The sequence below is a fragment of the Actinacidiphila glaucinigra genome, from assembly GCF_035918135.1.
Taxonomy (GTDB): Bacteria; Actinomycetota; Actinomycetes; order Streptomycetales; family Streptomycetaceae; genus Actinacidiphila; species Actinacidiphila glaucinigra.
This window is the reverse complement of record NZ_CP109144.1, coordinates 977,270-1,003,188: the sequence shown is the minus strand read 5'-3', so window position 1 is coordinate 1,003,188 and position 25,919 is coordinate 977,270. Positions and strand designations below refer to the sequence as shown.

Annotated in this window: 18 protein-coding genes; 9 read left to right on the top strand and 9 right to left on the bottom strand. The window is 74.0% G+C overall.

Annotation, left to right across the window (positions count from 1 at the left end; genetic code table 11):
* Positions 1-99: 99 nt before the first annotated feature.
* Together OIE69_RS04255 and OIE69_RS04250 are read right to left on the bottom strand one after the other, a co-directional pair.
* Positions 100-4,644 carry a S8 family serine peptidase gene (locus tag OIE69_RS04255; protein ID WP_326570574.1) on the bottom strand — a complete coding sequence of 1,515 codons (4,545 nt, stop codon included), beginning with the start codon at positions 4,642-4,644 and terminating at the stop codon, positions 100-102.
* A 151-nt stretch (positions 4,645-4,795) separates the two neighbouring features.
* On the bottom strand, positions 4,796-5,806 hold the full coding sequence (locus OIE69_RS04250; protein WP_326570573.1) for a LuxR C-terminal-related transcriptional regulator: 1,011 nt from the start codon (positions 5,804-5,806) through the stop codon (positions 4,796-4,798).
* A 110-nt stretch (positions 5,807-5,916) separates the two neighbouring features.
* On the opposite strand from OIE69_RS04250, the gene OIE69_RS04245 reads away from it, so the two are divergent.
* Together OIE69_RS04245 and wrbA are read left to right on the top strand one after the other, a co-directional pair.
* Positions 5,917-6,348, top strand: coding sequence for a type 2 periplasmic-binding domain-containing protein (locus OIE69_RS04245; RefSeq protein WP_326570572.1), 432 nt, complete (start codon positions 5,917-5,919; stop codon positions 6,346-6,348).
* A gap of 148 nt (positions 6,349-6,496) precedes the next feature.
* On the top strand, positions 6,497-7,108 hold the full coding sequence (wrbA, locus tag OIE69_RS04240) for an NAD(P)H:quinone oxidoreductase (protein ID WP_018560128.1): 612 nt from the start codon (positions 6,497-6,499) through the stop codon (positions 7,106-7,108).
* Between the two features lie 116 nt (positions 7,109-7,224).
* Here wrbA and OIE69_RS04235 read toward each other — a convergent pair whose 3' ends face one another.
* The 4 genes from OIE69_RS04235 to OIE69_RS04220 all read right to left on the bottom strand — a co-directional run bounded on the left by OIE69_RS04235 (position 7,225) and on the right by OIE69_RS04220 (position 14,719).
* The gene (locus OIE69_RS04235; RefSeq protein ID WP_326570571.1) at positions 7,225-7,530 is read right to left on the bottom strand and encodes a hypothetical protein; all 306 of its coding nucleotides are present in this window, start codon (positions 7,528-7,530) and stop codon (positions 7,225-7,227) included.
* A gap of 251 nt (positions 7,531-7,781) precedes the next feature.
* Positions 7,782-10,082, bottom strand: a complete 2,301-nt coding sequence (locus OIE69_RS04230; protein ID WP_326570570.1) for a SpoIIE family protein phosphatase — start codon at positions 10,080-10,082, stop codon at positions 7,782-7,784.
* Between the two features lie 146 nt (positions 10,083-10,228).
* On the bottom strand, positions 10,229-13,705 hold the full coding sequence (locus OIE69_RS04225) for a phosphodiester glycosidase family protein (protein ID WP_326570569.1): 3,477 nt from the start codon (positions 13,703-13,705) through the stop codon (positions 10,229-10,231).
* A 243-nt stretch (positions 13,706-13,948) separates the two neighbouring features.
* On the bottom strand, positions 13,949-14,719 hold the full coding sequence (locus tag OIE69_RS04220) for a GNAT family N-acetyltransferase (RefSeq protein WP_326570568.1): 771 nt from the start codon (positions 14,717-14,719) through the stop codon (positions 13,949-13,951).
* Positions 14,720-15,018: 299 nt separating this feature from the next.
* Between OIE69_RS04220 and OIE69_RS04215 the strand changes: the two genes are divergently transcribed.
* Both OIE69_RS04215 and OIE69_RS04210 read left to right on the top strand, forming a co-directional pair.
* Positions 15,019-15,462 (top strand): VOC family protein, encoded by a 444-nt coding sequence (locus tag OIE69_RS04215; RefSeq protein WP_326570567.1) that lies wholly within the window; start codon positions 15,019-15,021, stop codon positions 15,460-15,462.
* Between the two features lie 149 nt (positions 15,463-15,611).
* The gene (locus tag OIE69_RS04210) at positions 15,612-17,066 is read left to right on the top strand and encodes a dihydrolipoyl dehydrogenase family protein (RefSeq protein WP_326570566.1); all 1,455 of its coding nucleotides are present in this window, start codon (positions 15,612-15,614) and stop codon (positions 17,064-17,066) included.
* Positions 17,067-17,128: 62 nt separating this feature from the next.
* On the opposite strand, the gene OIE69_RS04205 is transcribed toward OIE69_RS04210, so the two are convergent.
* Complete coding sequence (locus OIE69_RS04205) at positions 17,129-18,031, bottom strand: SGNH/GDSL hydrolase family protein (protein WP_326570565.1); 903 nt, start codon at positions 18,029-18,031, stop codon at positions 17,129-17,131.
* A 369-nt stretch (positions 18,032-18,400) separates the two neighbouring features.
* On the opposite strand from OIE69_RS04205, the gene OIE69_RS04200 reads away from it, so the two are divergent.
* Complete coding sequence (locus OIE69_RS04200; RefSeq protein ID WP_326570564.1) at positions 18,401-20,020, top strand: phytoene desaturase family protein; 1,620 nt, start codon at positions 18,401-18,403, stop codon at positions 20,018-20,020.
* A gap of 74 nt (positions 20,021-20,094) precedes the next feature.
* The gene (locus OIE69_RS04195) at positions 20,095-21,084 is read left to right on the top strand and encodes an aldo/keto reductase (protein ID WP_326570563.1); all 990 of its coding nucleotides are present in this window, start codon (positions 20,095-20,097) and stop codon (positions 21,082-21,084) included.
* A 64-nt stretch (positions 21,085-21,148) separates the two neighbouring features.
* On the opposite strand, the gene OIE69_RS04190 is transcribed toward OIE69_RS04195, so the two are convergent.
* Both OIE69_RS04190 and OIE69_RS04185 read right to left on the bottom strand, forming a co-directional pair.
* On the bottom strand, positions 21,149-21,601 hold the full coding sequence (locus OIE69_RS04190; protein WP_326570562.1) for a universal stress protein: 453 nt from the start codon (positions 21,599-21,601) through the stop codon (positions 21,149-21,151).
* 193 nt (positions 21,602-21,794) lie between these two features.
* Complete coding sequence (locus tag OIE69_RS04185) at positions 21,795-22,097, bottom strand: putative quinol monooxygenase (RefSeq protein WP_326570561.1); 303 nt, start codon at positions 22,095-22,097, stop codon at positions 21,795-21,797.
* 206 nt (positions 22,098-22,303) lie between these two features.
* On the opposite strand from OIE69_RS04185, the gene OIE69_RS04180 reads away from it, so the two are divergent.
* The 3 genes from OIE69_RS04180 (at position 22,304) to OIE69_RS04170 (ending at position 25,911) form a co-directional block, all read left to right on the top strand.
* On the top strand, positions 22,304-22,729 hold the full coding sequence (locus OIE69_RS04180) for a pyridoxamine 5'-phosphate oxidase family protein (RefSeq protein WP_392567456.1): 426 nt from the start codon (positions 22,304-22,306) through the stop codon (positions 22,727-22,729).
* A gap of 109 nt (positions 22,730-22,838) precedes the next feature.
* Positions 22,839-23,690: a hypothetical protein gene (locus OIE69_RS04175; RefSeq protein WP_326570560.1), complete on the top strand. Its 852-nt coding sequence runs from the start codon at positions 22,839-22,841 to the stop codon at positions 23,688-23,690.
* Positions 23,691-24,177: 487 nt separating this feature from the next.
* Positions 24,178-25,911: an MFS transporter gene (locus OIE69_RS04170; RefSeq protein WP_326570559.1), complete on the top strand. Its 1,734-nt coding sequence runs from the start codon at positions 24,178-24,180 to the stop codon at positions 25,909-25,911.
* Positions 25,912-25,919: the final 8 nt, after the last annotated feature.

Genomic DNA, 25,919 nt, shown 5'->3' with positions numbered 1-25,919 from the left:
CACCCGCGGCCCGAGGCGCGTCAGCGCGTCGTCGGCAAGGGACCGGGCGCGGCCCGGCCGGCGTACCCCTGGGGAGGGCACGCCGGCCGGGCCCACCGGCTAGCCGGAGACGCCGAGCACGGTCTCGCCCGAACGGCCCGCCCCGGTCCCGGTCACCCGTACCGTCAGCGTCCGGTCGTGGGTGTGCCGGACGGGGACGAACGCGTGGGCGAAGCCCCCCGCCGTCGCGCGGCCGAAGCCGACGACCCGGCCGTCGAGCCGCACGGTGAAGCGCTCACGGGGCGACAGGCCCGCCGCGGTGACCGACGCGGTGGTACCCGCGGCCGCCTCCCGGGGCATGGTGTCCACGACGAACGCCGGCCGGGAACCGGAGCCGCGCACCGGCTGGAGGTCCGCCGCGGCCACCGGTGGCACGAGGATCCGCCGCACCGCCAGGGCCTGGAATATCGGGCCCTGGACCTCGTAGTACGCGGTGGCCCACAACGGCCGCCCGGCGGGCACCGTGACGGTCCGCGAGACCGGCGCCCCCTCCTGCGCGCTGCGCGGGACGGGGATGCGCTCGTCGAGGAGGAGCGACGTGCCCGCGTAGATCTCCGGGCCCTCGCCGACCGTCAGGGCGAATCCCCCGCTGTACGCCGCGGGGCGGTTGGTCACCGTCATCTTCAGCGACGCGGTACCGCCGTGCTGCTTGGCCGAGCCGCCACGCTGGAAGGTCGTGTAGAACGGCTCCACCATCGTGGGGCGGCCGGTGAGCCCGGCGCGGTCCCTGTTCCGGTACGTGGCCACGGTCGTCCCGTCGATCACGAGGTCGAGGCGGTCCACCCCGGTCGTGTCGTAGGAGCGGGTGAACGTGTCCTCGGGATCGGCCTGCAGGGTGGCCAGGACCAGGTCGCCGTTGGTCAGCTTGTAGCGCAGTGTCGGGAAGGCCGGCACCTCCGAGTTGTTGGTGTAGCTCACCTTCGCGGTGTGCGCCGCGGCGCGGTCCTCGGTGATCGACGCGCTGCTCGCCTTGACGGCCGTGGGGGTCCACGTCAGGGACGTGCTCTGCCCGGTGCGGCCGTGGTCCGCGACCACGGCGAGCGTTGCGGTGAGCTTTTCCGGCCTGGTCTCGACCGGCTCGGACTTCCAGGCGTACCAGCCCAGTTCACCGGCGTCGACGGCGAGGGTCCGGCTCAGGTAGGTGCCGGATGCGCCGCGGACGGTGATGCGCACCGTGCCCTTGCCCCGGACGGCCGTGGTCATGGCGGCCAGCGGGTTGCCGTCGAAGGCGTGGGCGTCGGAGTGCTCGGAGTCGCCCAGGACCAGCTTGGCGACGGTGAAGGAGCCGCCCGCGCTCCGGCTGCCGTACCTGACCTCCAGGGTCTGCTTCCCGGTGGCGATGTCGGCCGGCAGGGTGACCAGACGGCCCACACCGCCGTCGTCGGTGGTGCGGCCGCTCGCCAGCACCCGGTTGGTGCCCTTCACCCGGATCTGGAAGTCGACGGCCGGGGTCAGACCCTTCGCCACGACGACGGCGGACTGGCCGGCCACGGCGTAGGCGGGCTGCACGGCGACCGAGGGCCGGGTGCCGGGCGAACCGCCGGGCGGGCCGCCCCGCGGGTCACCGGTGACGGTCACGTAGGTGGTCCGTCCGGTGTCGCCGTAGGTGACGCGGCCGAGGTACACCGCTCCGGCCCGCAGGCCCTTCCAGGACAGCGTGACCGGCGTGGTACCGCCCGCCCGGAGGGGCGCCGTGGCGGGCTGCGCGGTGAACGAGCCCTCAGCGCCCTTGTCGTTCAGGGAGAAGCTGGTCACGGTGAAGCCGAGAGGCCCGGACCCGGCGAAGAAGTCCACCTCGACCTCGTACAGACCGGGTTCGGGGTCCTCCAGGTCGAGCTGCTCGTCGGCGGACTCGGTGGCGGCCCGCTCGACCAGCGCCGTGTCGCCGTACTGGTTGAGCCGGTACACCGACAGGTCGAGGTCGGCCGAGTCGTCGGCGGCGTCGAGGGCGAAGCGGGCGTGCTCCGTCCCCGCGGGCACCTCCACGACGTGGGTCTGCGAGGGACCGCCGACGGTCCCCGAGCCCTGGACCCGCAGACCACGGGAGAGCCCGGTGAGGTCGAGCGGCACGTCGCGGTCCTCGCCGCCCTTGAGGGAGACGGTGGTCCGGCCGGTGCTGCCCGAAGCGGCGACCGCCGTGGGCGCCACCAGGGTCACCGGTCGTACGGCGAGCGCGCTGCGGACGCTCTGCCCACCGCCGCGCCAGGTCAGGTACCCCGTGGCGTACTCGCCCAGCGGGGCGGTGGTCCGGGTGAACGTCACCTTGAACGTCCTGGACTGCCCCGCCTCGGTGAAGGTCAGCGACCGCGGCTCGACGACGGTGTCCACGCCGGGGATCTGCACGGGGTCGGCGGTGAAGGTGCCGGGCCCGGTCGAGGTCACGGTGCGGGTCACGGTCTGCCGACCGGCCAGCGAACCGACGCCGATCGACGCCAGGTTGAGGTCGGACGGTGCGGGGGCCGTCCGGTCGCCCTTGATCGCGGCGACGTACCGCGCCCAGTCCTCCGGACCGTTTAGGTACAGCAGCCCGGGGTGCAGGTAACGGGTCGCGTCCACCTGGCCGTTGCCCTGTGCGAACACGTCCTCCGACGCCTCTCCCGCCCCCGTCACGGTGGGCCGGGTGGTGGTCATCAGCGCGGACTTGATCTCGGCCGGGGTCGCCTGCGGGTGCAGGCCCAGGTAGAGCGCGCCGAGACCGGCCACGTGCGGCGAGGCCATCGAGGTGCCCGACATGAAGGTGAAGCTCGGTCGCCCGCCCGCGGCGTTGGCGCCGTCGGCGAGGACGGCCACGCCCGGTGCGGCGAGGTCCGGCTTGATCAGGTCGCCGCCGTCGGCCTGGACCGGGCCGCGCGAGGAGAACCCGGCGATCTGCGGGACCGCCGCCGACGCCAGGTGGTGCGGGTTGCCGTCCACCAGGGTCGCCGTGGGTGCCTCGGTGCCGGCGTAGGAGAGCAGCGCGTCGTAGCCGTCCGCGTCGACGGCGATCGTCGGGACGGCGTGGGTGTCGAGGTCCGTCGAGTCCGGCGAGGGGTTCACCAGGACCATTCCGATGCCGCCCGCGCGCTTCACCTCGGCCGACTTGGCCGCCCGGTCGTACGTGCCGCGCTCGCACAGCACGATCGCGCCCTTGACCTTGGCGCCGTCCAGGCTGTCCGGGCCGCACAGCTGCGGCCGGACGGAGATCGCGGTGCCGGCGCCCGAGGCGGCCACCAGCGGGGCGGACACCTTGCGGCCGTCCGCCGGGAGCGAGACGGAGGCGCCCAGCACGTTCTGGCCGTCGCCGAGCTCCACGGTGGCCTCACGGGTGGGCATGGTGCTCGCCGCCGTGGTGGTGATCCACGGCGAGGCGTTGTCGACCGTGCTGTCGCCGGGGCCGGAGTTGCCGCCGGCGGTGGCGACGAAGATGCCGCTGGCGGCGGCGTTGCGGAACGCCTCGTCGACGACCGAGTCGGTGGTGCGGGCACCGTCGGCCGAGCCGATCGAGTAGTTGATCACGTCGACGTTGTCGGCGACGGCCGCGTCGATCGCGGCCAGCAGGTCACCGGTGGCGCAGCCGTCGTCCGTGGTGTCCTTCGCGTCGGGACCGCTCCAGCAGGCCTTGTAGGCCGCCACCTTGGCGGCCGGCGCGACGCCGGAGACCGGGCCCATCGGCATGCCGCCGAGGTCGGCTTCGACACCGTTGGCACCCGCCGCCGTACTGGCGGTGTGCGATCCGTGCGCCTCGCCGTCACGCGGCGACAGGTACTCGCCGATGGAGGGGCCGCCGATGCGGGTGGCGCCGAAGTTGTCGACGAAGTAGCGCGCGGACACCAGCTTGGTGGAGCAGTCCGCGGCGGTGAACTGGACGCCCGCGGTGCAGGCGCCGGTGAAGGTGCCGCCGTCCGCCTTGCGGTAGGTGATGACCGAGCCGTCCAGGTACGGTTCCTGCCCCGGCGCGGTGCCCAGCGGCGCACCGGAGAACGAGGGGTTCTCCGGGGCGATGCCGGTGTCGACGACGCCGACCACCACGCCCTTGCCGGCGCCTTCGACGCCGCCGTTGCCGGCCCACACTCCGCTCTTGCCGCTCAGGCCCAGGTAGTCGGTGGAGTTGACGGCCGCCAGCGGCTTGCGCAGGTCGTCCTTGACGACCGACACCACCGTGGGGTCGGCGCGCAGTTCGTCGACCTGCCGCGGCTGGAGTTCGGCCGTGAAGCCGTTGAGCGCCGCGGAGTACGACGAGATCACGCGGGCGCCCACCGTGCGGGCCGCGTCGTCCTGACGCGAGCGCAGGTAGGTGCGGTAGGCCTTCACGGGGGCCGAGCCGGCCTTCAGTCCCTCGCCGTCGCGGGGCGCCGTGCGGGCCTTGCCGGCCACACCGCCGCTGTAGGTCGCCGCGGCCGGTTCGCGCAGGGTGACGATGTACCGCCCGGCGGACGGCTGTTCGCCGGACCCCGGGTCGTGCGCGCCGAACGGCGCCGGGACGGCGGGTGGAGTCGGGACCGGGGCCGCGACGGCCGGCGCCGGGGCGGCGGCGGCGAGGACCGTCAGGCTGACGCCGGCGACGAGGGCCGCGAAGGATCGCGGTATCGCCGAGCGGCGCGCAGGAGGATGGGCAGGTGGTGCCACCAAAGCTCCTTCGTCAGGGGGTGGCCGGGAGATCCGGCCGAGTGACACGCCGTTCGGGCGCACACAAGTTCTAGCCGGGTGATCCTTTGGTGACCAACGTCCTACGCCTGCCGAAACCGGCCAGTGGCCAGAAAGGGCCATCCGGTCCCGGTCAGATCCAGTCGCGGCGGGCCGCGGCGACGCCCGCGCCGAACCGGTTGGTGGCGCCGAGCTCGGTGAACAGCTCCTGGATCCTGCGGCGCAGCGTCCGCGGAGAGACGCCCAGCTGGCGGGCGATCGCCTCGTCCTTGACACCGGCCGCGAAGAGCGCGAGCAGGTTCCGCTCCTCGTCGGTCGGCCTGTGGGACCGGTTCTCTCCGGGCACCGGCGCCTCCGGCGACGCTGCGGGCAGGGTGCCTGATCCGGGCTCACCGGTCAACGGGGAGGCGGAGATCCAGTAGTTCTCGAAGAATTCGGCCAAGGTCGCAAGCAGTGGCGGGGATTCGGTGTACAGGTACTCCGCGCTCCCGACCGACAGGCTCAGCGACACCATCGCGGCCGAACGGTCGGCCATCGCCAGCTTGACCGGCAGCGCCGGCACGACCCTGGCCTCCTCCCCGCGCGACACGAGGCTGCCCAGATCCTGCCACCCGCCGTCGGCCTCGAAGCTGGCGGCGGCGTAGACCGCCCGCACCCGCACCCCGCGCCGTACCGCCGCCTCGTCCAGCGGCTCGTTCGGGGCGAGCAGGAAGGGCGGGCGGTCCAGGGCGCAGAGCTCGGTCCGCGCGGCCTGCTTGAGCCGGTAGTAGCGGTCCCCGACGGCCTCCAGGCCACTGATCACAGCGGTGCCGGGACCGCCGTCCCCGGCCCTCCTCGCCGCGTCGAAGAGCGCCCCGAGCGGGCCGGCCGCCTCGCGCACGGCGGCCAGCTGGCGCTCCCGGGACTCGACCAGCGAGCGCAGCGCGTGCCGCGGGTCCACGGTGAAGAACTCCCCCGAGGAGCGCCGGCTCATCAGCCCCGCGTGGTGCAGCCGTTCGAGGACCGCCAGTCCCTCGTCCGCCGACACACCCAGCGCGGACACCACGTCGTCGACGGTCGTGCTGTCGCGGGACAACAGGAGGCGGTAGGCCCGCTCCGCCACAGTGTCCACCCCGACCCACGCGAGCGGTGCGTCATTCTCCACGAGAGCATCCATTCCTGCCGTCCACATAGCCGACGCGATGGAACCAAGAACGGGCGGCAACTTCAACGCGGCGGCCGGGCGCCCCGGCCGCCGCACTCACCTACGACCGGGTGGGCGCCCTGCGAGACGGCTCGGCCGATGTGGCGCTGCTGTGCGTCGGGAGCGACGACCTGACCGGTCTCGGGACGGTCGAGGTGGCGGAGGAGCTGCCCGTCGTGCTGCTGCCGCGGGGCCACCGGCTCGCCACCCGGCGCGAGGTGACCACCGCCGAGCTGCGCGAGGATCCGGGCCACCGGGAGGAGTGCCCGCCGATGGGCCTCGACGAGATCGTCGACCGGGTGGCGCTCGGCCGGCTCGTGACCGTCGTCGGCTCGGCCGCCGCGGACCGTCTGACCCGGGACGTGGTCGCCGTCGCGGACCTGCCCGCGACGAGGCTGGCGCTGGCCTGGCCGCGGCAGGCCTCGCGCCCGGATGTCGCCGCCTTCGCCGGCACCGCGCGGCGGATGGCCGGTGATCTCGGGGCGCGGAAGCGGACCGGGTGACATTCGTCGCACGGACGCCGGTGGACAGGGGTGCCCCAATGTTGTTTATTCTTCAACCAGTGAAGCGCGGCCCGCCCCCACGGGCCGCGGGATCCCTGGACCGTGCACCCCCGACGCGTGGGGCAGGTCCTCCTTGAAAGGAACCACCTTGTCGATCAAGCTTGCGATCGTCTACTACTCCTCCACCGGCACCATCACCGAGATCGCCAAGGAGATGGCCGAGACCGCGGAGAAGGCCGGCGCCGAGGTGCGCCTGCTCAAGGCCGCGGAGCTCGCCCCGCAGGCCGCGATCGACTCCAACCCCGCCTGGGCCGCCAACCACGCCGCCACCGCGGACATCCCGGTGGCCACCCCGGCCGACGTCGAGTGGGCGGACGCGGTCATCTTCGGTACTCCCACCCGCTTCGGCAACATGTCCTCGCAGCTCAAGCAGTTCATCGACACCCTCGGTGGCCTGTGGGCGCAGGGCAAGCTGGCCGACAAGGTCTACAGCGCCTTCGTCTCCACCGCCACCTCCCACGGCGGCCAGGAGTCGACCCTCCTCGCCCTGTACAACTCCATCCACCACTTCGGCGGCATCGTCGTGACCCCCGGTTACACCGACCCCTCCAAGTTCGTCGACGGCAACCCCTACGGCACCTCCCACGTGGACGCCCAGGGCAACAACCCGGTCAACGACACCACCCGCACCGCCGCCCGCATCCAGACCGAGCGCGTCATCAAGCTCACCGCCGCGCTGAACAGCGGCCTCGCGGGCTGATCCCACGCCGACGGCGCACCCGCTCGACCGGTGGGTCGCGGGTGCGCCGTCAGCTCACTCGGCGGCGTCTCCTTCTGTCGTGCCGGAGGCGCCGCCGACCCGTACCCGCGGCGCCGTCAGGCGCAGGAGCGGGTGAGGTAGACCCACCCCAGCGGGTTCCACCGCAGGCGCCGCACCTCGACGCCGTCGATCTCGGCGTCGTCGTCGCGCGCGCCGCGGGAGCGGGGGAGCGAGGCCCGCGCCATCGCGATCGCCACCGCGTCCTCGGCGTCGGCGGCCTCGCCGACGACGAAGAACTGCCTGCCCACGGAGCCCAGGGGAGTGCGGAAGCGGAAGCCCACGAACCACCGGTCGCGGCCCGTGCTGCCGGCGTCCTCGCAGACCTCGGCGGTAGTGGGGTGACGGTTTCCGATGCCGGTCATGGTGGGTTTCCCTGCTCCTCGACTGATGGGCTCGACGTGACTTCACCGTGACATGCCGGACATGCAGTGAAAAGGGGACAAAAGCGTCCCCCCATGTCGGGAATAGGCCACCCGGCGGGACCCGAGAGGCCTCAGTCCCGCCCCGCACCGGGACATCCCGGGCGCCGAAGCGCGGGCGGCCACCGTACGGCGGCGTCTTCGCTCTCCCTGACGGGGTTCCCACGAGGCCCTGCAGCTCCTGGCCGGACCGGTCAGCGGCCGTCCCAGGCCGCCCCGAGCGGTTGCTGGGCCCACACCGTCTTCCCCCGGGCGCGGTGGCGGACGCCCCACTGGTCCGCGAGGCCCGCGACGATGAACAGCCCACGCCCGTTCTCGTCGACGGTGCGCGCGTGCTGCACGTGCGGCGCGCCGGCCGCGCTGTCACTGACCTCGCAGGTCAGCATCTGCTCCAGGACCAGGCGCAGTTGCAGGGGCGGAGCGCCGTGGCGGACCGCGTTGCCGACCAGTTCGCTGACGATGAGCTCGGTGGTGAACGCCGTCTCCTCCGCCACCCCCCAGGCCGCCAGCTGCCGTCGCGCCGCCGCGCGGGCGATCGGCGCGGCCTCGGCGCCCGCCGGCAGCGCGCGGGTCATCACCCGGTCCGCGGGCAGCGCGCCCGTGCGGGCGAGCAGCATCACCGTCTCGTCGCTCGCGCCGGAGCCGGCGAACGCGGACCCGATGGCGTCGCTCACCTCCGGCAGGGACCGGGTCGCCGCGCCGTCCAGGAGGGGGCGCAGGGGAGCCGACGGTGCCAGGACCCGCTGCGCGAACGAGGTCGTCGCCATCGCCAGGGTGCTCCCCGCGGGGAGGTCGACCGTGATCGCCGGGAAGGGGGTGTCGGCCGGTCCGCTGAGCAGGGGACCCGACGGGACGGCCAGGGTGGCCGACGTGCCGTCCGGGAGGACCGCGACCGGCTCCGGCAGGCCGGCCCGGGCGACGGTGCAGGTGAGATCCACCGGGTCGTACACCGCGATGGCGCAGCCGATGTCCAGCGGCTCGAAGTCCAGTTGCGGCAGCGCGGCGGACGCGGCGGCGAGACGGGCGGCGGTCTCGCTCAGGCGGGCCAGCAGTTCGTCGGGGGGCAGGTCCAGGGCGGCGAGCGTGTGGAGGGCCGTCCGTACCAGTCCCATCGTGATGGCCGCGACGATGCCCCGCCCGGCCACGTCGCCGACGACCAGCGCGGTCCGCGCCCCGGGCAGCGCGATCGCGTCGGACCACGCCCCGCCGCCCTCCGCACCGGAACGGTGCAGCCGGGAGACCTCCACGGTGGGCCGTCCCGCAGGCTGCCCGGGGAGCAGCCTGCGCTGCAGGGTCGAGGCGATGATCCACTCACGCATGTACTGCCGGGCGTTCTCGATGCAGAGGGCGGCGTGCGCGCACACGGCGGAGGCCACCGCCAGGTCGCCGTCGTCGAAGGGCTCCCGGTCCCGGTCGCGGTAGAAGCTGACCACGCCCAGGGCCTGATCGCGCAGCATCAGCGGGGCCACGATCAGGGAGTGGGCGCCGCTGCCCAGGATGGCCTCCGACCGGGCCCGGTCGGAGGCCAGCCACGGCGTGCGCTCGTCGATCGGTACCAGGCGCGCCCTCGCGTCGGACAGGACGTCCGCGAACGGGGTGCCGGGCGGCAGGGGACGCACCTCGCCCACCGGGTACGCCGACAGACGGCCCCGGAACGCGGCCCGCCGCAGGGGAACGTCGTGGTGGACGGGCACCTTCGGCGGTTCCTCCCCGCGGACGACGTCGTCGACGATCTCGACGACCGCCGTGTCGGCGAGGGCCGGCACGACCGCGTCCACCAGCTCCCGGGAGACGAGCCCCACGTTCTGGACGCGCCCCAGTCGTGTGCGGACGAGTTCCAGGAGGTCCAGGCGGTCCTGCGCCTTCTCCCGGTCGGTGACGTCCACCGCGGACGCCACCAGTCCGAGCGTGTCTCCCCGGGAGTCCTCCAGGCGGAAGTAGCAGACGGAGCGGCTGCGGCGCCCGCGCCCCTCCGGCGCCCCGGGGCCGTGGACGAGCCGGTCCAGGACCGGCTCCCCGCTCTCCAGGACCCGCCGTGCCACCTCGGCCTCCTCCTCGGGGCGGTCGAGGTCGTACACCTCGGTGAAGTGCCGCCCCAGCGGGCTGCCGGCGCGCGCGCCACGCGCCGTGCCGAAGGCGGCGCTCATGCGGACCACACGCAACCGGCGGTCGAGGACGAGCAGTTCCACGGGGGTGCGGGCGAAGACGGTCCTCAGGACCGCCACGTCCTGCCGCGACAGCGCCGGGTCTGCTGCCGCGCGCACCCGCCACAGCACCGAGGTGCCGCGCAGCACCGGCTCGATCCTTACCGACACCCCGCCGGGCAATCCCGCGTGCGGGTGTCCGGCGTCCATGGCGGTCCCGCGCAGGAGCGCGCCCAGGGACCGGCCGACGGCCTCCTCGGCCGAGCACCCGAACAGTTCCTCGGCCGGACGCCACCATTCGACCACCCGGCCGTCCTCGTCGACGAGGACCAGCACGTCACCGCTGGGCATGGACCACGCACCTCCGGCTCCATGCCTGCCCGCGCCGTGCCCGCGGCAGGCCCGCCCGGGCACCGGCTCCGCCGATCGGCTCAGCCCTCCCGGGTGCTCCCTGTACGAGGGAGCGCCCGGAAGGGCCGGTTGCCGGTTGCCCGGACTCAGCCGCGGCGTACGGTGATCGTCCGCTCGGCGGTCACGCCGTTGACGGTCACGCGCAGCACCGCGGTGCCGGTGCGCAGCGCCTTGAGCGCCCCGGTGGCGGGGTCGTAGGCGACGACGGGCGCACCGTCGTGCTGCCCGTGGCCGTGCCCGCTGCCGTCGGCGCCGGCCACGTCGACCCGGCTGCCGGACCACGTGGCGCCGACCGGCCAGGCCACCGGGACGGTACGCGTGCCGTCCTGGGTGAGCGTGGCCGAGGCGTGGCCCACGCCGCCGAGGGTGAGCGTGGCCGGGGCGACCATGTCCACCGCGTCGGTGCGGGCGTGCACCTCGGCGCGCAGCCAGGTCCCGGAGTCGCCGGAGGGGACGTCGAAGGGGTCGGCGACCCGTCCGTGGCGCGGGTCGATGCCCAGCATCGTCCAGCCGGTGAACCCGCCGTTGTCGGGCGTGCTCGCCGGGTTCTTGCCGGAGTTGCCGTTCACCAGGTAGGGGACGCCGTCGACCTGGGTCGCGGCGAAGGCGCCGACGTGACCGGCGACGAACGCGGCGGACTTGTGGCCCTCCGCGCGGAAGTCGGCGAGCCACTGCTCGACCAGCGCTGCCTCCTTGCGGTCGCCGAGCCGGCTGGCCTTGTCCGGCAGCGGGTCCTCGGCCGGGTGGTGCTCGAACACCACGACACCGCTGACGGAGCGGTCGGAGGCCGCGTCGCGGAGCTGGTCGTGCAGCATCTGGAGCTGGGCGAAGCCACCGCCGCGCAGGGTGCCGCTGGAGGAGTCGAGGGTGATGAAGCGGGTGCCCTCGACGTCGAAGACCGACGTCGTGTCACCGAAGGCGGCCTTGAAGTTGGAGGTGTTCCCGGGGCCCATCACCTCGTGGTTGCCCGGCACGTAGTGCCAGGGGACGGTGCCCTTGGTGCGGGCGTCGAACTCGTCGAGCAGCGTGCGGGCGAGCGCGAAGTCGGCCGGGGAGCCCTCGTCGACGAGGTCGCCGTTGATGACCAGCAGGTCGGGCTCGGCCTCGGCGATCTCCTCCAGGGTCCGGCGGGCCGCGGCGACCAGCGGGCTGCCCGGGTCACGGGCGACGAACTGGGCGTCGGACATCACGGCCACGCGCAGCGGACGGCCGTCGACGGTGCCGTTGGTGACGACCACCGGGTCCTCGACCCGGGGCTGCACGGGCAGCTCCACGTCGGGCGCCACCTTGACCCGCAGGTCGCTGACGGTGACGGCCCCGGTGTAGGAGCGGGCGGCGCTGGTCTCCAGCAGCCGCACCCGCTGGAACGTCAGCGGGTAGGGGGTGCCCATGGGCACGGGGAACTCGACCTTGCGCCAGCCGGTCCAGGTGATGGTGGGGCCGTCCAGGTTGGCGGTCACACCGGCGGCCGTGCGGTACTGCAGCCGCGGCCACTCGCCGTTGCCGTCGCCGTTGATCCACATGGTGACGGCCTGCGGCTGGCCGGGCAGCTGGATCTGCTGCGGCGGCACGGCGTACTGGCCGCGGGTGGCGGTGGACCGGGTGAAGTCGTACGTCAGCTTCAGGCCGGGGGCGCCGTCGTGGCCCTCGGCCGGGGCGACGGAGCCACCGGGGGCCCGGTCGTTCGCCGAGGTCCAGGAGGCCGCGTCCGACAGGTCCGCGAAGGTCTTCTCGGCCAGGCCGACGGTCACCGCGACGTCGGTGGTCATCTTCCCGACCGTCAGGTGCAGGGTGGTGGACACGCCGTCGGTCAGACCGCGCACGGTGAACGTCGCGTCGTCCGCGGGCGACACCGACACGACCCCCTCGCCGCCGGTGACCTTGACGTCGGACGCCTCGATCGGAGCGGAGTCGCCGAGCGCGTCGTACCCGGTGACGGTCAGACGGGCGGTGTCGTCCAGGCCGTCCAGGGCCACCAGGCTGCTGCCCGGGGCGATGCGGACGGCGGGGGCGAGCACGGTCAGCTCCGCCGAGCCGGTGGCCCGCCGACCGGAGGAGGCCTCCACCCGGCCGGTGCCGGAGCGCTTGCCGGTGACGACGGCGGAGCCGTCCCGGCCGGGGCGGACGGTCAGCCGTCCGTCGCCGCGCCACTGCGTCCGTCCGGCGGACACCGGCGCGTACGTCTCGTCGTGGGCGAGCGCCCGTACGGTGCGGTGCAGCCCCGGGAAGACCTTCTGCGAGCCGTCCGCGGTGAGCGCGGGCCGCACGCGGAAGCCGTGGACCCTGCCGGAGCCGGGCGCCGCGAACAGGCCGAGGCCGTTGGCGACTTGGCGCTCCGAACCGTCCGAGGGGCTGCTGACCAGGCCCGTGGTGCTCTCGCCGGGCAGCCGGGCGGCCATGGCGGTGGAACCGCCGCCGTCCATGTTGAGGGCGTTCCGCGCTCCGAGGCCTTTCATGAAGGCGCCGAGCTCGTTGAGGTCCATGCCGCGGCTGTCGGTCTGCTTGCCGTCGACGGCGACCAGGTACATGGTGCGGCCGTCGGCGGAGAAGCCGACGCTGGTGCGGGAGGTGGCCGTGACGGTGTCGCCGTCGGTGAAGTGCCTGACCGTGCCGTCCGCGACGAGGACCTGGCCGCCGCCCACCGCGACCGCCACGTCTCCGAAGTCGGCACGCGGCTTGTAGGCGACGGTGACGGCGTCGCCCGGACAGAGCCCGGCGAGCGCGTCGGCACCCGCCTCCCGGCCCAGCAGCACGCTGGTGCCCGCGGGGATCGGGCCGGCGCTCACCGACGAGTGCACCTCGGTGACCTTGCCGTCGCGCAGCAGGACCTCGGTCACCCGGTCCGCGCCGCTGACCGGCTTCGTCCGCGGGGAGACGCCCCACTGGTCGGTGAAGAGCCCGATCCCGCCGGCCGCCAGGACGGGGGAGTTGACCCCGGTCAGCTTCAGGTGCTGCGTGCCGCCGACCGTGACGTCGCCCTCCAGGAACACCTGGGCGAGCCGGCCGAGGCCGTCCGCGCCGATGGCGACCGTCTGGTTGCGGCCCTCCGTGGGCGAGTTGACCAGGCCGTCCGCGCGCGACACCGCGGCGCCGATCGGGGCCTCGGTGTCGTTCATGTCGAAGTAGTCGCCGTTGACGGCCGCGACGGCCCCGGTGTGCTCGGCCTGCTCGGTCACCCGGGACTTCCCGGTGACCGTGCCGGAGGATATGTGGTCGACGCTGAGCCGGTCCTCGGCGAGGTCCGCGACGAGCACCTGCCCCCGGACCCAGCCGCCGGCCTCGAAACGGTCGAAGCGGGTCAGGTTCAGCCCGGGCGCGATCGGGGTGCGGGTCTCACGGGTGACGATCGACTCGCCGGGCGTGCTCGGGATGAGCCCACGGCCGGAGGTGCCCGGCTTCGTCGCGCCCGCGGGTGCCGAAGCGAGCTGTTCGGGCGTGAACGCCTGGGCGGTCGTCATCATCCCGGCGCCGATGCTGAGCGCGGTGGCCAGGGCGAGCGCGGCGGCACCCCGGCGTGCCGCGGAACGCGGACCCGGGACGGCGGGCTGGAGGGGGAACGGCACTTGCTGACTTCTTTCCCTGTTGGGGTGGTGGTCGCCGTCCAGTTGATGTGCCGTTGGTGTCGCGTTGCCGTGAAACGGGTGGTGATCCGGAATGCGCAGTGTGAACATCCGTCACCACCACCCTCGTGAGCAGCGAAGACGTCCGCAGGGGACCGCCCGACCGCCCGGCGCCGCTCGCGGCGGAAGCCGGCGAGGCGGCCGTCCGGCTGTCCGGCGAAGCCGCCCCCGGTGGCCCGGCGCGGATCAGCCCGCGGGGGTGAGGTACGTCCAGTTCTCCACGAGCCGGAAGCCCAGGGACTCGTACAGCGGGCGGGACATGGGGGAGTTCTGCGTGAACGCGTGGCGGGCGCCCGACGCGACGGCGTCCCGGAGCCGGGCCGTGACGAGCGCGCGGTAGTGGCCGTTGCCCCGGTGCCGGGGCGGTACCGAGCCGTTGAACATCCCCACGTGGTCGCCGACCATGACGTTGAACCCGGTGGCGACGGGTTCGCCGTCCACGTCGAGGGTGAACGCGGTCATGTCCGGCGCGTCGAGCAGCGCGGGCAGGGCGAACGCGTCCGCGATCTCCTCGGGCATGCCGAACCCCGCCGTGAGGGCGGCGGAGTACCGCCCGGCCGCGGCGCCTCCGAGCTTGCGTACCGTGCCGTCTCCGGGGAGCACGGCGGGCAGTCCGGGGAGCGACGCGGCGTCCCACGCCAGCAGCGGCAGCGTGGTGGTCGCCGTGAGGCCGAACCGGGCCGCCAGCGCCCTCACCTCCGGGCCGGCCTCGCCGCGGACCTGGACGCTCCAGGGCAGGCCCCTCGCCGACAGTTCCTCGGCGAGCGCCTCCGTCTCACGCAGGGCCGGTCCGTGACCGGTGCACACCGTGTTGAGAACGGCGACGGGGAGGCCGGTGCACAGCAGCCGCTCCCCGTTGGTGCCGTGCCGCGCGAAGGCGCCGGGCAGGAGGTCCGTCAGCCGCTCCATGGCCCCGTACAGGGCGTCCACCGCGGCATCGCTGATCGTCTCGCTCACGCCGCGAAGGATACCGGGACGGCCCGGGCGGTCACATCGCCGCCCGCGCCTCGGACCGGTGGTTTCTGCCGCGGGGGCGTCACAGCGGGTGTGGTCATCCCGGTCTTCCTCACGGGTGAGGGCGCGAAGGGAGCCTAATATTTGATGAGTCAAGGATATTCCGGCAGCCCCGGTGGAGGGGTCCGTGATGGAGGCCCCTCCCGTCACCGCCTTGACAGGTTACGCACTGCTGGGCCATGCTCGTCACCAGTCAAAGCGGTGACGATGTGCGGAACTGCTCGCAGAACTGGGAGAACGTGATGGAACTGAAGCTCGAGGTTGTGGTGCTGCCCGTGTCCGACGTGGACCGGGCGAAGGACTTCTACGCGGCGCTGGGCTTCCGGCTGGACGTCGACTACGTCGGCGACGACGGCTTCCGCGTCGTCCACTTCACACCGGACGGATCCGGGGCCTCGATCCTCTTCGGCGACGGCGTCACCACGGCCGCCCCGGGCTCCGTGCAGGGCCTCCACCTGATCGTCGAGGACATCGTGGCGGCCCGCGCCGAGCTGGCGGCCCGCGGCGTCGGCATCAGCGAGGTCTTCCACGACGCGGGCGGCGTCTTCCACCACGCCGGTGAGACCGCCCGGGTCGCCGGTCCGCACCCCACGCGCGCCAGCTACGGCTCCTTCGCGACGTTCACGGACCCCGACGGCAACGGCTGGGCGCTCCAGGAGGTCACGGAGCGCCTGCCGGGACGCTGACCCCGCCCTCCCCTGTGACCGACCCTCCACCCCCAATCCCCCGCGGTGCCGCGGATCCCCCCTCCGCGGCACCGCGGGCCCCTGACCGGGTCCCCTCCGGCCCTTTTTGGAAGCAGGTTATGCAGACCGACGGAATGACGGGTCAAGCGATGAGCGGTACCTCCCGGGAATACGACGTCGTCGTCATCGGCGGCGGACCGGTCGGCGAGAACGTCGCCGACCGGACGAGCGCCGCCGGACTGGCCACGGTGCTGGTGGAGGGTGAACTGCTGGGCGGCGAGTGCTCGTTCTGGGCGTGCGAACCCAGCAAGGCCCTGCTGCGGCCCGTGGTGGCACGGGCCGACGCCCGCCGGATACCCGGCCTGAGGGGCGCGGTCGGCGGGCCGCTGGACGTGGCCGAGGTCCTCGCCCACCGCGACCGGCTCTCCGCGCACTGGAAGGACGACGACCAGGTGGAGTGGCTGGACTCCGTCTCCGTCGACCTGGTGCGCGGCCACGGCCGCCTGGACGGCCCCCGCCGGGTGGTGGTGGACACGCCGGACGGCGGGACGGTCCGCCTGACCGCGCGGCACGCCGTCGTCGTCGCCACCGGGACCACGACACGGCTCCCCGACCTGCCGGGGCTCGCCGAGGTCCGTCCGTGGACCAATCGCGAGGCGACGAGCGCCCGCGAGGCGCCGGGCCGTCTGGTGGTGGTCGGGGGCGGCGTCGTCGCCGTCGAGATGGCCACCGCGTGGCAGGCGCTCGGTTCCGAGGTGACCGTGCTGGTGCGGGGGAGCGGCGGACTGCTGCCCCGCATGGAGCCGTTCGCCGGCGAGATGGTGGCCGGCGCCCTGCGCGAGGCCGGTGTGGACGTACGGCTCGGCGCCTCGGTGACCGCCGTGGCGCGCGACGACGGCCCGGACGGTCCCGTACGCGTCACGCTGGCGGACGGCGGGACGGTGGTCGCCGACGAGATCCTCTTCGCGACCGGCCGTGCCCCCCGCACCGCGGACCTCGGCCTGGAGACGGTCGGCCTGGCCCCCGGCACCTGGCTGACCGTGGACGACACCTTCCTGGTGACGGCCGTCGCCGACGGCTGGCTGTACGCGGCGGGCGACGTCAACCACCGCGCCCTGATGACGCACCAGGGCAAGTACCAGGCCCGCATCGCGGGAGCGGTGATCGGGGCGCGGGCCAAGGGCGAGCCCGTCGACGACCGCAGGTGGGGCGCCCACGTCGCGACCGCCGACACCGAGGCCGTGCCGCAGGTGGTCTTCACCGACCCCGAGGTGGCCTCCGTCGGCCTGACGACCCGTGAGGCGGAAGCCGCGGGGCGGCGCGTGGACGTCGTGGACTACGACTTGGGGCGCCTCGCCGGTGCCGTGCAGTACGTCGAGGACTACCGGGGCAGGGCCCGCGTCCTGATCGACCCGGACCGCGGCACGGTGGTCGGCGTCACCTTCGTCGGCCCGGGGGTGCAGGAACTGCTCTACTCGGCCACCGTCGCCGTCACCGGCGAGATCCCGGTGGACCGGCTGTGGCACGCCGTCCCCGCCTTCCCGACGATCAGCGAGGTCTGGCTGCGCGTGCTGGAGACCTACCGGGACATGCGGAAGGCCTGACACCACGGCGAACGGCGAGGACCCGCCTCCCCTCGGGGAAGGCGGGTCCTGGTGACGCGGGGTCAGCGGTGGTGGCGGGCGACGGTGCGGAGCACCGCGCCGGCCATGGCCTCCTCACCCCGGGCGTTGGGGTGCGCGGGTGCCGCGGGGCTCGCGGGGGCGAGGGACTCGATCCAGCGCGTACCCGCAGGCGCGCACATGTCGTGACCGACGGTCGGGGTGTAGGTGTCGGCGTAACGCGCGCCGGCCTTGCGGGCCTGGGTGGCCAGCATGGCGTTGAGCGTCTTCTCCGTGTCGCGCAGGTAGGAGAAGTCACCGGCCGCGAACGGCGTCGAGGGACTGGTGCAGGCCGAGCCGTCGTCCGGGAACAGGTCCGGGTAGCCGACCACCACGACGCGCGCGTGCGGCGAGCGCCGGTGGATGCCGCGGATGACCTCGGCGACCTTGGGCGCGGTCCGCGCGACGCGCTCCGCGAGCTGGTCGTGGCCGCCGGCGGTGAAGTGGGCGCGGCAGGGAGCTCCGGCGGGGTCGGAGGCCGTGACGCCGGCGCAGGTGGCGATGACGCTGCTGAAGCCGATGTCGTTGCCGCCGATGCTGAGCGTGACCAGGTCCGTTCCGCGTCCCAGTGCGTCGAGCTGCGCCGGGGCGCTGCCCTGGGGCGCGGTCATCTCCGCGGTGGTCGCCCCCGAGCAGCTGACGTCGGTGAGGCGGGCGTGCGTGCGCGCCGCGACGAGCGAGGGGTAGTTGTGACTCGACCGCAGGCAGGCCGCGTCGACCTGTTCGGGGATCAGCGGACCCGAGGCGTAGGAGTCGCCGAGGGCGACGTGGTCCCGGCCTCCGTGACCGGCGGGCGACGCGCCGGCGGTGCCCGCTCCGAAGCCCAGCAGCGTCACCATGCCCGTCAGGGCGGCAGCACCGAGTGCGGCCCGGCGACGGGCGCCGGGCCGGGTCAGTGTTCTCTTCATCTGTGTCCGTTCGTCGTGGTTCCGAGCCGTACCGGGCCGCCGGGCCAGGCGGCCCCCGGCGTCGCAGAGGTCCCTGCGGCGTCACACCACGGCCGCAAGTTACTTGCTGCGCCAAGCAAGTAGATCATCGCTCCGCCGGAGGACGCAAACGCCGACGTCCGGCGTGCCGCCGGCCCGCCGCGACGCTTTGTACGCGGGTGGGCGGGGGATCGGGGGAGCGGCGGGTCAACGCCGCCCGCCCCGGGGGCGGCCCGCTCGACGTGCGGGTGCCCCACCTGGCGCGCACGCTGGAGCGTGGACGCACGGGGACGTCGCCCCGGCCGGTTCCCGTGGAGCGGCATCCCGGAGCGACGGACCCGAGGAGCGCTGATGGCACGCACGGTGGACGCCGTCGTCGTCGGTTCCGGTGTGAACGGCCTGGTCGCCGCCACCGAACTGGCCAAGGACGGCTGGTCGGTGGCCCTGCTGGAGCAGGGCGACCGGCTGGGCGGCTTCATCGCCACCGAGGAACGCACCCTGCCCGGCTATCTGCACGACACCTACTCCTCGTGGCACCCGCTGTTCGTGTCCGGAGGGGCCTACGCCGCCCTCGGCGAGGACCTGCACCGCCACGGCCTGGAGTACCGCAACGGCGACGGCTTCGTCACCGGCACCGCCACCGACGACGGCCGTGTGCTCCTCGCCCACCGCGACCCGGCCACCACGGCGCAGGCCTTCGCCCACACCGAGGACAGGGCCGCCTACCTGGCGATGCTGGGGCGCTTCCTCGACAACGCCGAGGCCATCGGCGGCCTGCTGAGCGGCGAGCCCCGCTCGCCGCGGACGCTTCGGCACATCGCCGCGCTGCTGCGCCGCGAGCGGCTCACCGGCACCGAGACCTGGCTGCGGTCCGCACTCACCAGCGGACGCTCCTACTGCCGCGGCGCGTTCCGGGGCGACGAGGCGGACGTGATGTGGGTGCCCTGGCTGCTGCACGCGGGCCTGTCCCCGGACCACGCAGGGGGCGGACTGCTGCTGCCCGTGCTCGCCGCCTCCCTGCACGGCTTCGGCGTGCCCGTCGTGGCCGGCGGCGCCCGCAACTTCGTCCGCGCCTTCGAGACCCTCCTCGGCGAACTCCACGTGGACGTCCGCACCGGCCACCCGGTGGAGCGGCTGCTCGTCACCGACGGCAGGGTCACCGGCGTGGTCAGCGGCGGTGAGCCCATCCACGCCCGCCACGCCGTCCTCGCCTCGGTCACGCCGACCGCCCTGTACGGGGAACTGCTGCCGCAGGACGCCCCGGTGCCCGCCGCGGTCCGCGACCAGGCCCGGCGCTACCGCTACGGCCGCGCCGCGATGCAGCTCCACGTCGCCCTCTCCGCCCCGCCCGGCTGGCACGACCAACGGCTGGCCGGCGTCCCGCTGTTCCACCTGAGCGACGGCTCGGCGAGCACCGGGATCGCCTGCGCGGAGGCCGAGGCGGGCATGCTGCCGCGCCGGCCCACGGTGGTCGTCGGCCAGCAGCACGTGATCGACACGTCACGCGTCCCGGAGGGCGCCGCGGCCCTGTGGATCCAGCTCCAGGAACTGCCCTTCGCGCCGGCCGGCGACGCGGCGGGCGAACTCGACGCCGACGGCGGCTGGACGAAGGCACTGACCGAGGGCTACGTCGAGCGGGTCCTGACCAGAGTGGCCCGCCACGCCCCCGACCTGCCCGGCAAGGTGCTCGCCTGGGACGCCGTCACCCCGGTCGACCTGGCGGCCCACAACCCCAACGCGGTGGCCGGCGACCCCTACGGGGGCTCGGCCGAACTCGACCAGAGCCTGCTGTGGCGCCCGCTGCCCGGCGCCTCCCGGCACGCCACCCCCGTTCCCGGGCTGTGGCAGATCGGCGCCTCCACCCACCCCGGACCCGGCCTCGGCGGCGGCTCGGGACACCTCGCCGCGCAGCAGCTCATCCGCGGCACACGACGCCGCGGCCGCCGCCGGACCGGGCCCGCACCGCGGTGAGGATTGTGCGCCGGGCGGGGGGCGTGATCCCCTGGCTGCCGCAGGCAGCACACCGTACGGCAGGAGGGGGCGACATGCGGGCCGGCGAACTCGTACCGCTCGGACGCACATCGCTGCGGGTCAGCAGGCTCGGGCTGGGACTGGCCTCACTGGGCGGGCTCTTCTCACCCGTGCCGGCCGCGCGGGCCGCGGCCGTCCTCGACCGGGCCTGGGACCTCGGCATCCGGCTCTACGACACCGCCCCCGTCTACGGCTACGGGCGCTCGGAGACCCGCGCCGGCGCGGCGCTCGCCGCCCGGCCGCGTGACGCGTTCGTGCTGTGCACCAAGGTGGGCCGGCTCATCGAACCGGGAGGCCCCGACACCCAGCCGATCTGGGCCGATCCACCACCGGGCGTGGGGCCGCGGCTGGACTACTCGTACGCCGGGGTGCTGCGCAGCGTCGAGGAGAGCCTGGTCCGGCTCGGCCTCGACCGGATCGACGTGCTCCATGTCCACGACCCCGACGAGGACTTCACGGCGGCCGTGGGCGACGCCTACCGGGCGCTGGCCGGGCTGAGGGCGGCGGGCGCCGTCGGGGCGGTGTCCATCGGGGTCAACCACGCCCCCGTCGCGGTCGACTTCCTGCGGCGCGCCGCCGACCCGGGACCGGACTGCGTGCTGCTGGCCGGCCGTTACAGCCTCCTGGACCAGTCGGGCCTGGACGAGTTGCTGCCACTGTGCGCCGAGCGCGGGATCGCCGTCATGGCCGCCGGGGTCTACCAGTCGGGGCTGCTCGCGGACCCCCGGCCCGGCGCGCCCCACGGGTACACCACCGTGCCCGCGGAACTGGCCGGGCGGGTGGCGGCGTGGCGGGAGGTGTGCCGGAGGTACGACGTGCCGCTGCTCGCGGCGGCCGTGCGCTTCCCGCTGGGGCACCCGGCGGTCGCGAGCGTGGTCGTCGGTGCCCGCTCCCCGGAGGAGGTCGCGCAGAACGTCGCGTACTTCGACCACCCGGTGCCGGAGGAGTTCTGGCACGCCGTCAAGGCCGCCGGGCTGCTCCCGGAGCACGTGCCCACGCCGTGACCGGAGCCCCGCGGACGCGGCCCGTCCGGCTCGCCGGAGCCGGACGGGCCGTGAACCGGCCGGGTCAGACGGCGGAGTCGGCGCCCTCGGCCTGCTCCTCGGGGACGAGCAGCACCGCGATGCGGCTGGCGTGGGCGACGGCGTCGCTGACACGCGGGTTGAAGAAGGCCGCGACCGAGCCGCGGTGGTGGGGGCTGAGGACCAGGAGGTCCGCCTTGAACTGCTCCGCGGCGGCGGAGATCGCGCCGGCGACCTCCTGCGTGGTCACGTCGCGGACGACCTCACCATCGGCCTCCTCCACACCCAGGCCGTGGAGCGTGGCGACGGCCGCGTCGACGACGGCGCCGGCGTCGGTGTCCTCTTCCAGGTTCATGACGGTGTCGAAGGCGACCGCCGAGGCGAGCACGTGCACGACGTGCACCGCGGCGCCGGTCAGCCGGGCCATGTCCCCGGCCGTGCGCAGGGCGGGCTGGGCGAAGGGGCTCGAGTCGACGGCAACCAGAATGCGCTGGTACATGGATACCTTTTTCTCTTCGTGCGGGGCTGAACAGGGTTCGCGGACTCAGTAGAGGCCCGCGCCGGTGGAGCTCTCCTGACCAGCGCTGTTGTACGGCGTGAATATTCCGTTCACAGTGTGCGCCGACCACGGACGCCCTCCGAGGCCGGGGGCGTGTCCCCCGAGCCCGGTGCCTGGCGTACCCTTCGCCCCGTCAGCCGGGCAGCTTCGCCGCGAGCACCTCGACCGGAGTGATGACGGGCGGCACGGTGAACAGTTCGTCGCCGAGCGCCTCGATGCGCTGCCGCACCTTGCCGCGCAGGTGCGTCTCGCGGTCCTCCTCGGTCTCGAAGGCGTCGAAGATGCGGAAGGAGGACGGCCCCAGGCGGAAGCCGAACCAGGCCAACGTCCCCGGTTCCGCGTCCACCAGCGCCTTGGCGTCGACGAGGAAGCGGGCGACGTCCTCCTCCCGCCCCGGCCGGGCCTCGAACTCCACGAAGAATCCGTACGCGGGCATGGCGGTGCTCCCGGTCGCAGGTGGGACGGCCCCTCGGGGCCGCTGGTGAGGGCGACGCTACCCGGCCGTCCCGGCGTGTTCCGCGAAGCCGGTACGGCATTTCGCGAGGTCGTTCCCCGTGTCGTGCGGCGTGCTTCTGCCGGTTCGACCTTCTGCCCGCTCGACTTCGCGGAGGCGCTGTCGGTGGCCGGGCCTGCAGTCGGGGAATGGAACTGTCACGGGAGGAACGCGAAAGCTTTCTGGCCGAGCCGCGTGTGGCCGCGCTGGGCGTCGCGGCCGGCGACGACCGCGGGCCGTTGGTGATTCCGGTCTGGTACGCCTACGAACCCGGCGGTCTGCCGTGGATCCTCACCGGCGCGGGCTCCCGGAAGATGACCCTGATCAGGACGCCGGGCCGCTTCAGCCTGCTGGTGCAGCGCACGGAGCCGACGGCCCGGTACGTTTCGGTCGAAGGACGGGTTGCCGAAGTGACCGAGGGGAGCGGCACGCTTCACCGCGAGATGGCCGGCCGTTACCTCTCGGGTGAGGCACTCGAGAGATTCGTGGCCATGGCGGAGGGAACTCGCCGATCACGTCGTGCTCCGCATGCGGCCGGAACGCTGGCTGACCGCCGATCCGGGCACGGTCGCTGACCTTCCAGGAGGAGGGGACCCCTCCTCCTCATGAGCGGACGGAACCCGTTGCCGGGGCGGCACGTCACATCGGCGGGGTCCGAGGGGCCCGCTGCCCCGGGGAGGCGCCATGAGACCGTTCGTGCTGGTGGGAGTCGTCTGCCTGTTCCTGGGATCCGCCGGATGCGGGTCTCTGACGGCGTCCGGCACGGACGACAGCGCCGAGGCCGCCGCACGCATGCGGAAGGTCGCCGAGGCCTGGGAGGGCTCGGAGGCGGCGCGATCGTGGCGCGAGGGCTTCTACCCGCTGGAGGACGTCGTCCGCCTGCCGGACAACGCGTTCCGCACCGATACCGACAAACTGGCCTACCTCGCGCGGAACTTCGAGCACCGCGGCGCGCTGCCCCGCACCGAGCGGGAGGGCCGCATCCGCTGGGCGGACGGCACGTCGAGCCCCGTCACGCCGATGACGGCGCGGGAGACGTACGACCTGATCGACGACGGCCCGGAGGGCCGTGCGGACCCGCTGACCGTCACGAAGGCCACCTTCGGCGAGATGACCCTGCTCACCAGCCGCGGCCGGGCCCGCGTCCCCGCCTGGCACTTCACGCTCGAGGGCTACGACACCCCGCTGGTGCGCGCCGCGATCAACCCCGCGCGGCTGCCGCGCGCGCCGATCGCCGCCCTGTCCGAGGCCACCGACGACGGGTGGCGGCTGCACGGGCTGCGGAAGGTCGCCGGGGACGGCCGGAGCGTCACCGTCCTGGCAGGGCACGGCGGCTGTGACGACGGTCCGGCCGTGGAGGTGCTGGAGACCCGTGACAGCGTGGTGCTCCGCGGCACGGTCCCCGCCACGGACGACGGTCTGTGTACGAAGGAGCTGCTCATCGAGCCGGTGACGGTCCGCCTGGACCGGCCGCTCGGCGGGCGGATCCTGCTCGACTCCTTCACCGGCGCGCCCATGGCGCTCGGCGGGCGGTAGACCTTCAGCCGCACCCCCGCGCCGTACGAAGACGATGATCACGGCGCCCAGGCCGAGGGCCGGCAGCGCGGAGCCGCCGAGGAGCAGTGCGCCGCCGGAGTCACCGCCGGAGGACGAGGTGCCGTCGCTGCCGCCGGACGTACCGGTGGAGCCCGAGGCGTCGTCGCCGGAGGCCGTGGGCTGCGGGGTGGCCGACGGGCCGCCGGGGGATCCCTGCGAGCCGTGTGCCGTCCTGGGCACACGTCCTTCAGACCTGCCGGGCACCCGCGGCGTTGTGCACAGGAAGATCACAGAGGGGTCACAGATGGGGCTGTAGTGCCCCCTGGGATCCCCGTACGTCGGGACCAAAGCCAAATAAGCCGGTCAAATGCATGTTTTACGGCTTCCGGGTGGCGGAATAGTTGCCTCGGCATACGGGGTTGCACACCTCGTACACCGCACGCATGACCATCACCACGGTCCTACCTCTGCCCGGAGGCCTCATCCCATGACGCTCACGACGACCGATCTGCCCGCCCGGAGACCCAGTGGGGCGGTCGTCCCGGTACTCGCCTTCGTGGGCATCGTTGTCGCGGTCATGCAGACCCTGCTCGTCCCCGTCATCAAGGACCTGCCGCAGCTGCTGGACACCGAGCCGAGCAACGCGACCTGGGTGCTGACCTCCACCCTGCTCGCGGGCGCCGTGGCCACCCCGATCATGGGCCGCCTCGGCGACCTCTACGGCAAGCGCCGCATGCTCATCGGCAGCCTCTCGGTCATGGTCGTCGGCGCCGTGATCAGTGCCGTCACCAGCGAGCTGCTCACCATGATCGTGGGCCGTACGCTGCAGGGCTTCGCCATGGGCGCCATCCCGCTCGGCATCGGGCTGATGCGCGACATGCTGCCGCGTGAGCGGCTCGGATCGGCGATGGCCCTGATGAGCTCCTCCATCGGCGTCGGCGGTGGCCTCGCGCTACCCGGCGCGGCGCTGATCGCCCAGCACGCGGACTGGCACGCGCTCTTCTACGCCGCGGCCGGCCTCGGCGTGCTCGCCATCGTCCTCGCCCTGGCCGTCGTGCCGGAGTCCCCGATGCGCGCCAAGGGCACCTTCGACCTGCCCGGCGCGCTGGGCCTGTCGACCGGTCTGATCCTGTTCCTGCTGCCGATCACCAAGGGCAGCGACTGGGGATGGTCGTCCGGTACCACCCTCGGGCTGTTCGGCGCCTCCGCCCTCGTCCTGCTGCTGTGGGGCGTGATGGAACTGCGGGTCAAGGCCCCGCTGGTCGACCTGCGCACCACCGCCCGCCGTGAGGTGCTGCTCACCAACCTCGCCTCGATCATGGTCGGGGTCAGCTTCTACGTCGTGTCCCTCGTCCTGCCGCAGTTGCTCCAGCTGCCCACCGCCACCGGCGCCGGCCTCGGCCAGTCCATGGTCGTCGCCGGACTGGCCGTGGCCCCGCTCGGCCTGACCATGATGTTCACCGCCCCGGTCTACGCCAAGCTGTCCGCCCGCTTCGGCCCGAAGACCACGCTGATCATCGGCCTGCTGGTGATCGGCGCCGGCTACGGCGGCGGCATCGGCCTGATGGACGCCGTCTGGCAGACGATCCTCACCTCGGTGATCCTCGGCGCCGGCATCGGCCTGGCGTACTCCTCGCTGCCCGCGCTCATCGTCGGCGCGGTGCCGGCCTCCGAGACGGGCGCGGCCAACGGCCTCAACACCCTGATGCGGTCCGTCGGCACCTCGGTGTCCAGCGCGGTGATCGGCATGGTGCTGGCCAACAGCGCGGTGCAGGTGAACGGCGTCGCCGTCCCGACCATGCACGGCTTCCGTCTCTCGTTCCTCATCGCCACCGGCGCCGTCCTCGTCGGCCTCCTGCTCGCCTTCGGCCTGCCCGGCCGGCGGACCGGGCTGCAGATGCGGGCCGGCAGCGGGGAGCAGGCCGCCCCGGCGCCCGCGGAGCAGGTCCTGAGCGGCTTCCGCGGCCGGGTCGTGGGATCCGGGGGCGCTCCGGTCGCCCGCGCCAAGGTCACCCTCATCGACCGCCGCGGCCGGCAGGCCGGCGCGACGCTCTCCGCGGAGGACGGCAGCTACGCGCTCGCCGTCCCGGCCGCAGGCCCGTACGTGCTCGCCGCCCTCGCCACGGGGCACGGCCCCCTCGCCTCGGCGGCCACGCACGCCGGGGACGAGCGGCTGGTCGACCTCGACCTCGCGCTGCCCGGGGAGACCGTCCCGGCGTGACCGGTGCG

Excerpts from the sequence above, each read along its gene's own strand:
- OIE69_RS04235 (WP_326570571.1), bottom strand. The coding sequence starts at position 7,530 with ATGACCGGCATCGGAAACCGTCACCCCACTACCGCCGAGGTCTGCGAG.
- OIE69_RS04230 (WP_326570570.1), bottom strand. The coding sequence starts at position 10,082 with ATGCCCAGCGGTGACGTGCTGGTCCTCGTCGACGAGGACGGCCGGGTG.
- OIE69_RS04215 (WP_326570567.1), top strand. The coding sequence starts at position 15,019 with ATGGAACTGAAGCTCGAGGTTGTGGTGCTGCCCGTGTCCGACGTGGAC.
- OIE69_RS04210 (WP_326570566.1), top strand. The coding sequence starts at position 15,612 with ATGAGCGGTACCTCCCGGGAATACGACGTCGTCGTCATCGGCGGCGGA.
- OIE69_RS04205 (WP_326570565.1), bottom strand. The coding sequence starts at position 18,031 with ATGAAGAGAACACTGACCCGGCCCGGCGCCCGTCGCCGGGCCGCACTC.
- OIE69_RS04200 (WP_326570564.1), top strand. The coding sequence starts at position 18,401 with ATGGCACGCACGGTGGACGCCGTCGTCGTCGGTTCCGGTGTGAACGGC.
- OIE69_RS04195 (WP_326570563.1), top strand. The coding sequence starts at position 20,095 with ATGCGGGCCGGCGAACTCGTACCGCTCGGACGCACATCGCTGCGGGTC.
- OIE69_RS04190 (WP_326570562.1), bottom strand. The coding sequence starts at position 21,601 with ATGTACCAGCGCATTCTGGTTGCCGTCGACTCGAGCCCCTTCGCCCAG.
- OIE69_RS04185 (WP_326570561.1), bottom strand. The coding sequence starts at position 22,097 with ATGCCCGCGTACGGATTCTTCGTGGAGTTCGAGGCCCGGCCGGGGCGG.
- OIE69_RS04180 (WP_392567456.1), top strand. The coding sequence starts at position 22,304 with ATGGAACTGTCACGGGAGGAACGCGAAAGCTTTCTGGCCGAGCCGCGT.
- OIE69_RS04175 (WP_326570560.1), top strand. The coding sequence starts at position 22,839 with ATGAGACCGTTCGTGCTGGTGGGAGTCGTCTGCCTGTTCCTGGGATCC.
- OIE69_RS04170 (WP_326570559.1), top strand. The coding sequence starts at position 24,178 with ATGACGCTCACGACGACCGATCTGCCCGCCCGGAGACCCAGTGGGGCG.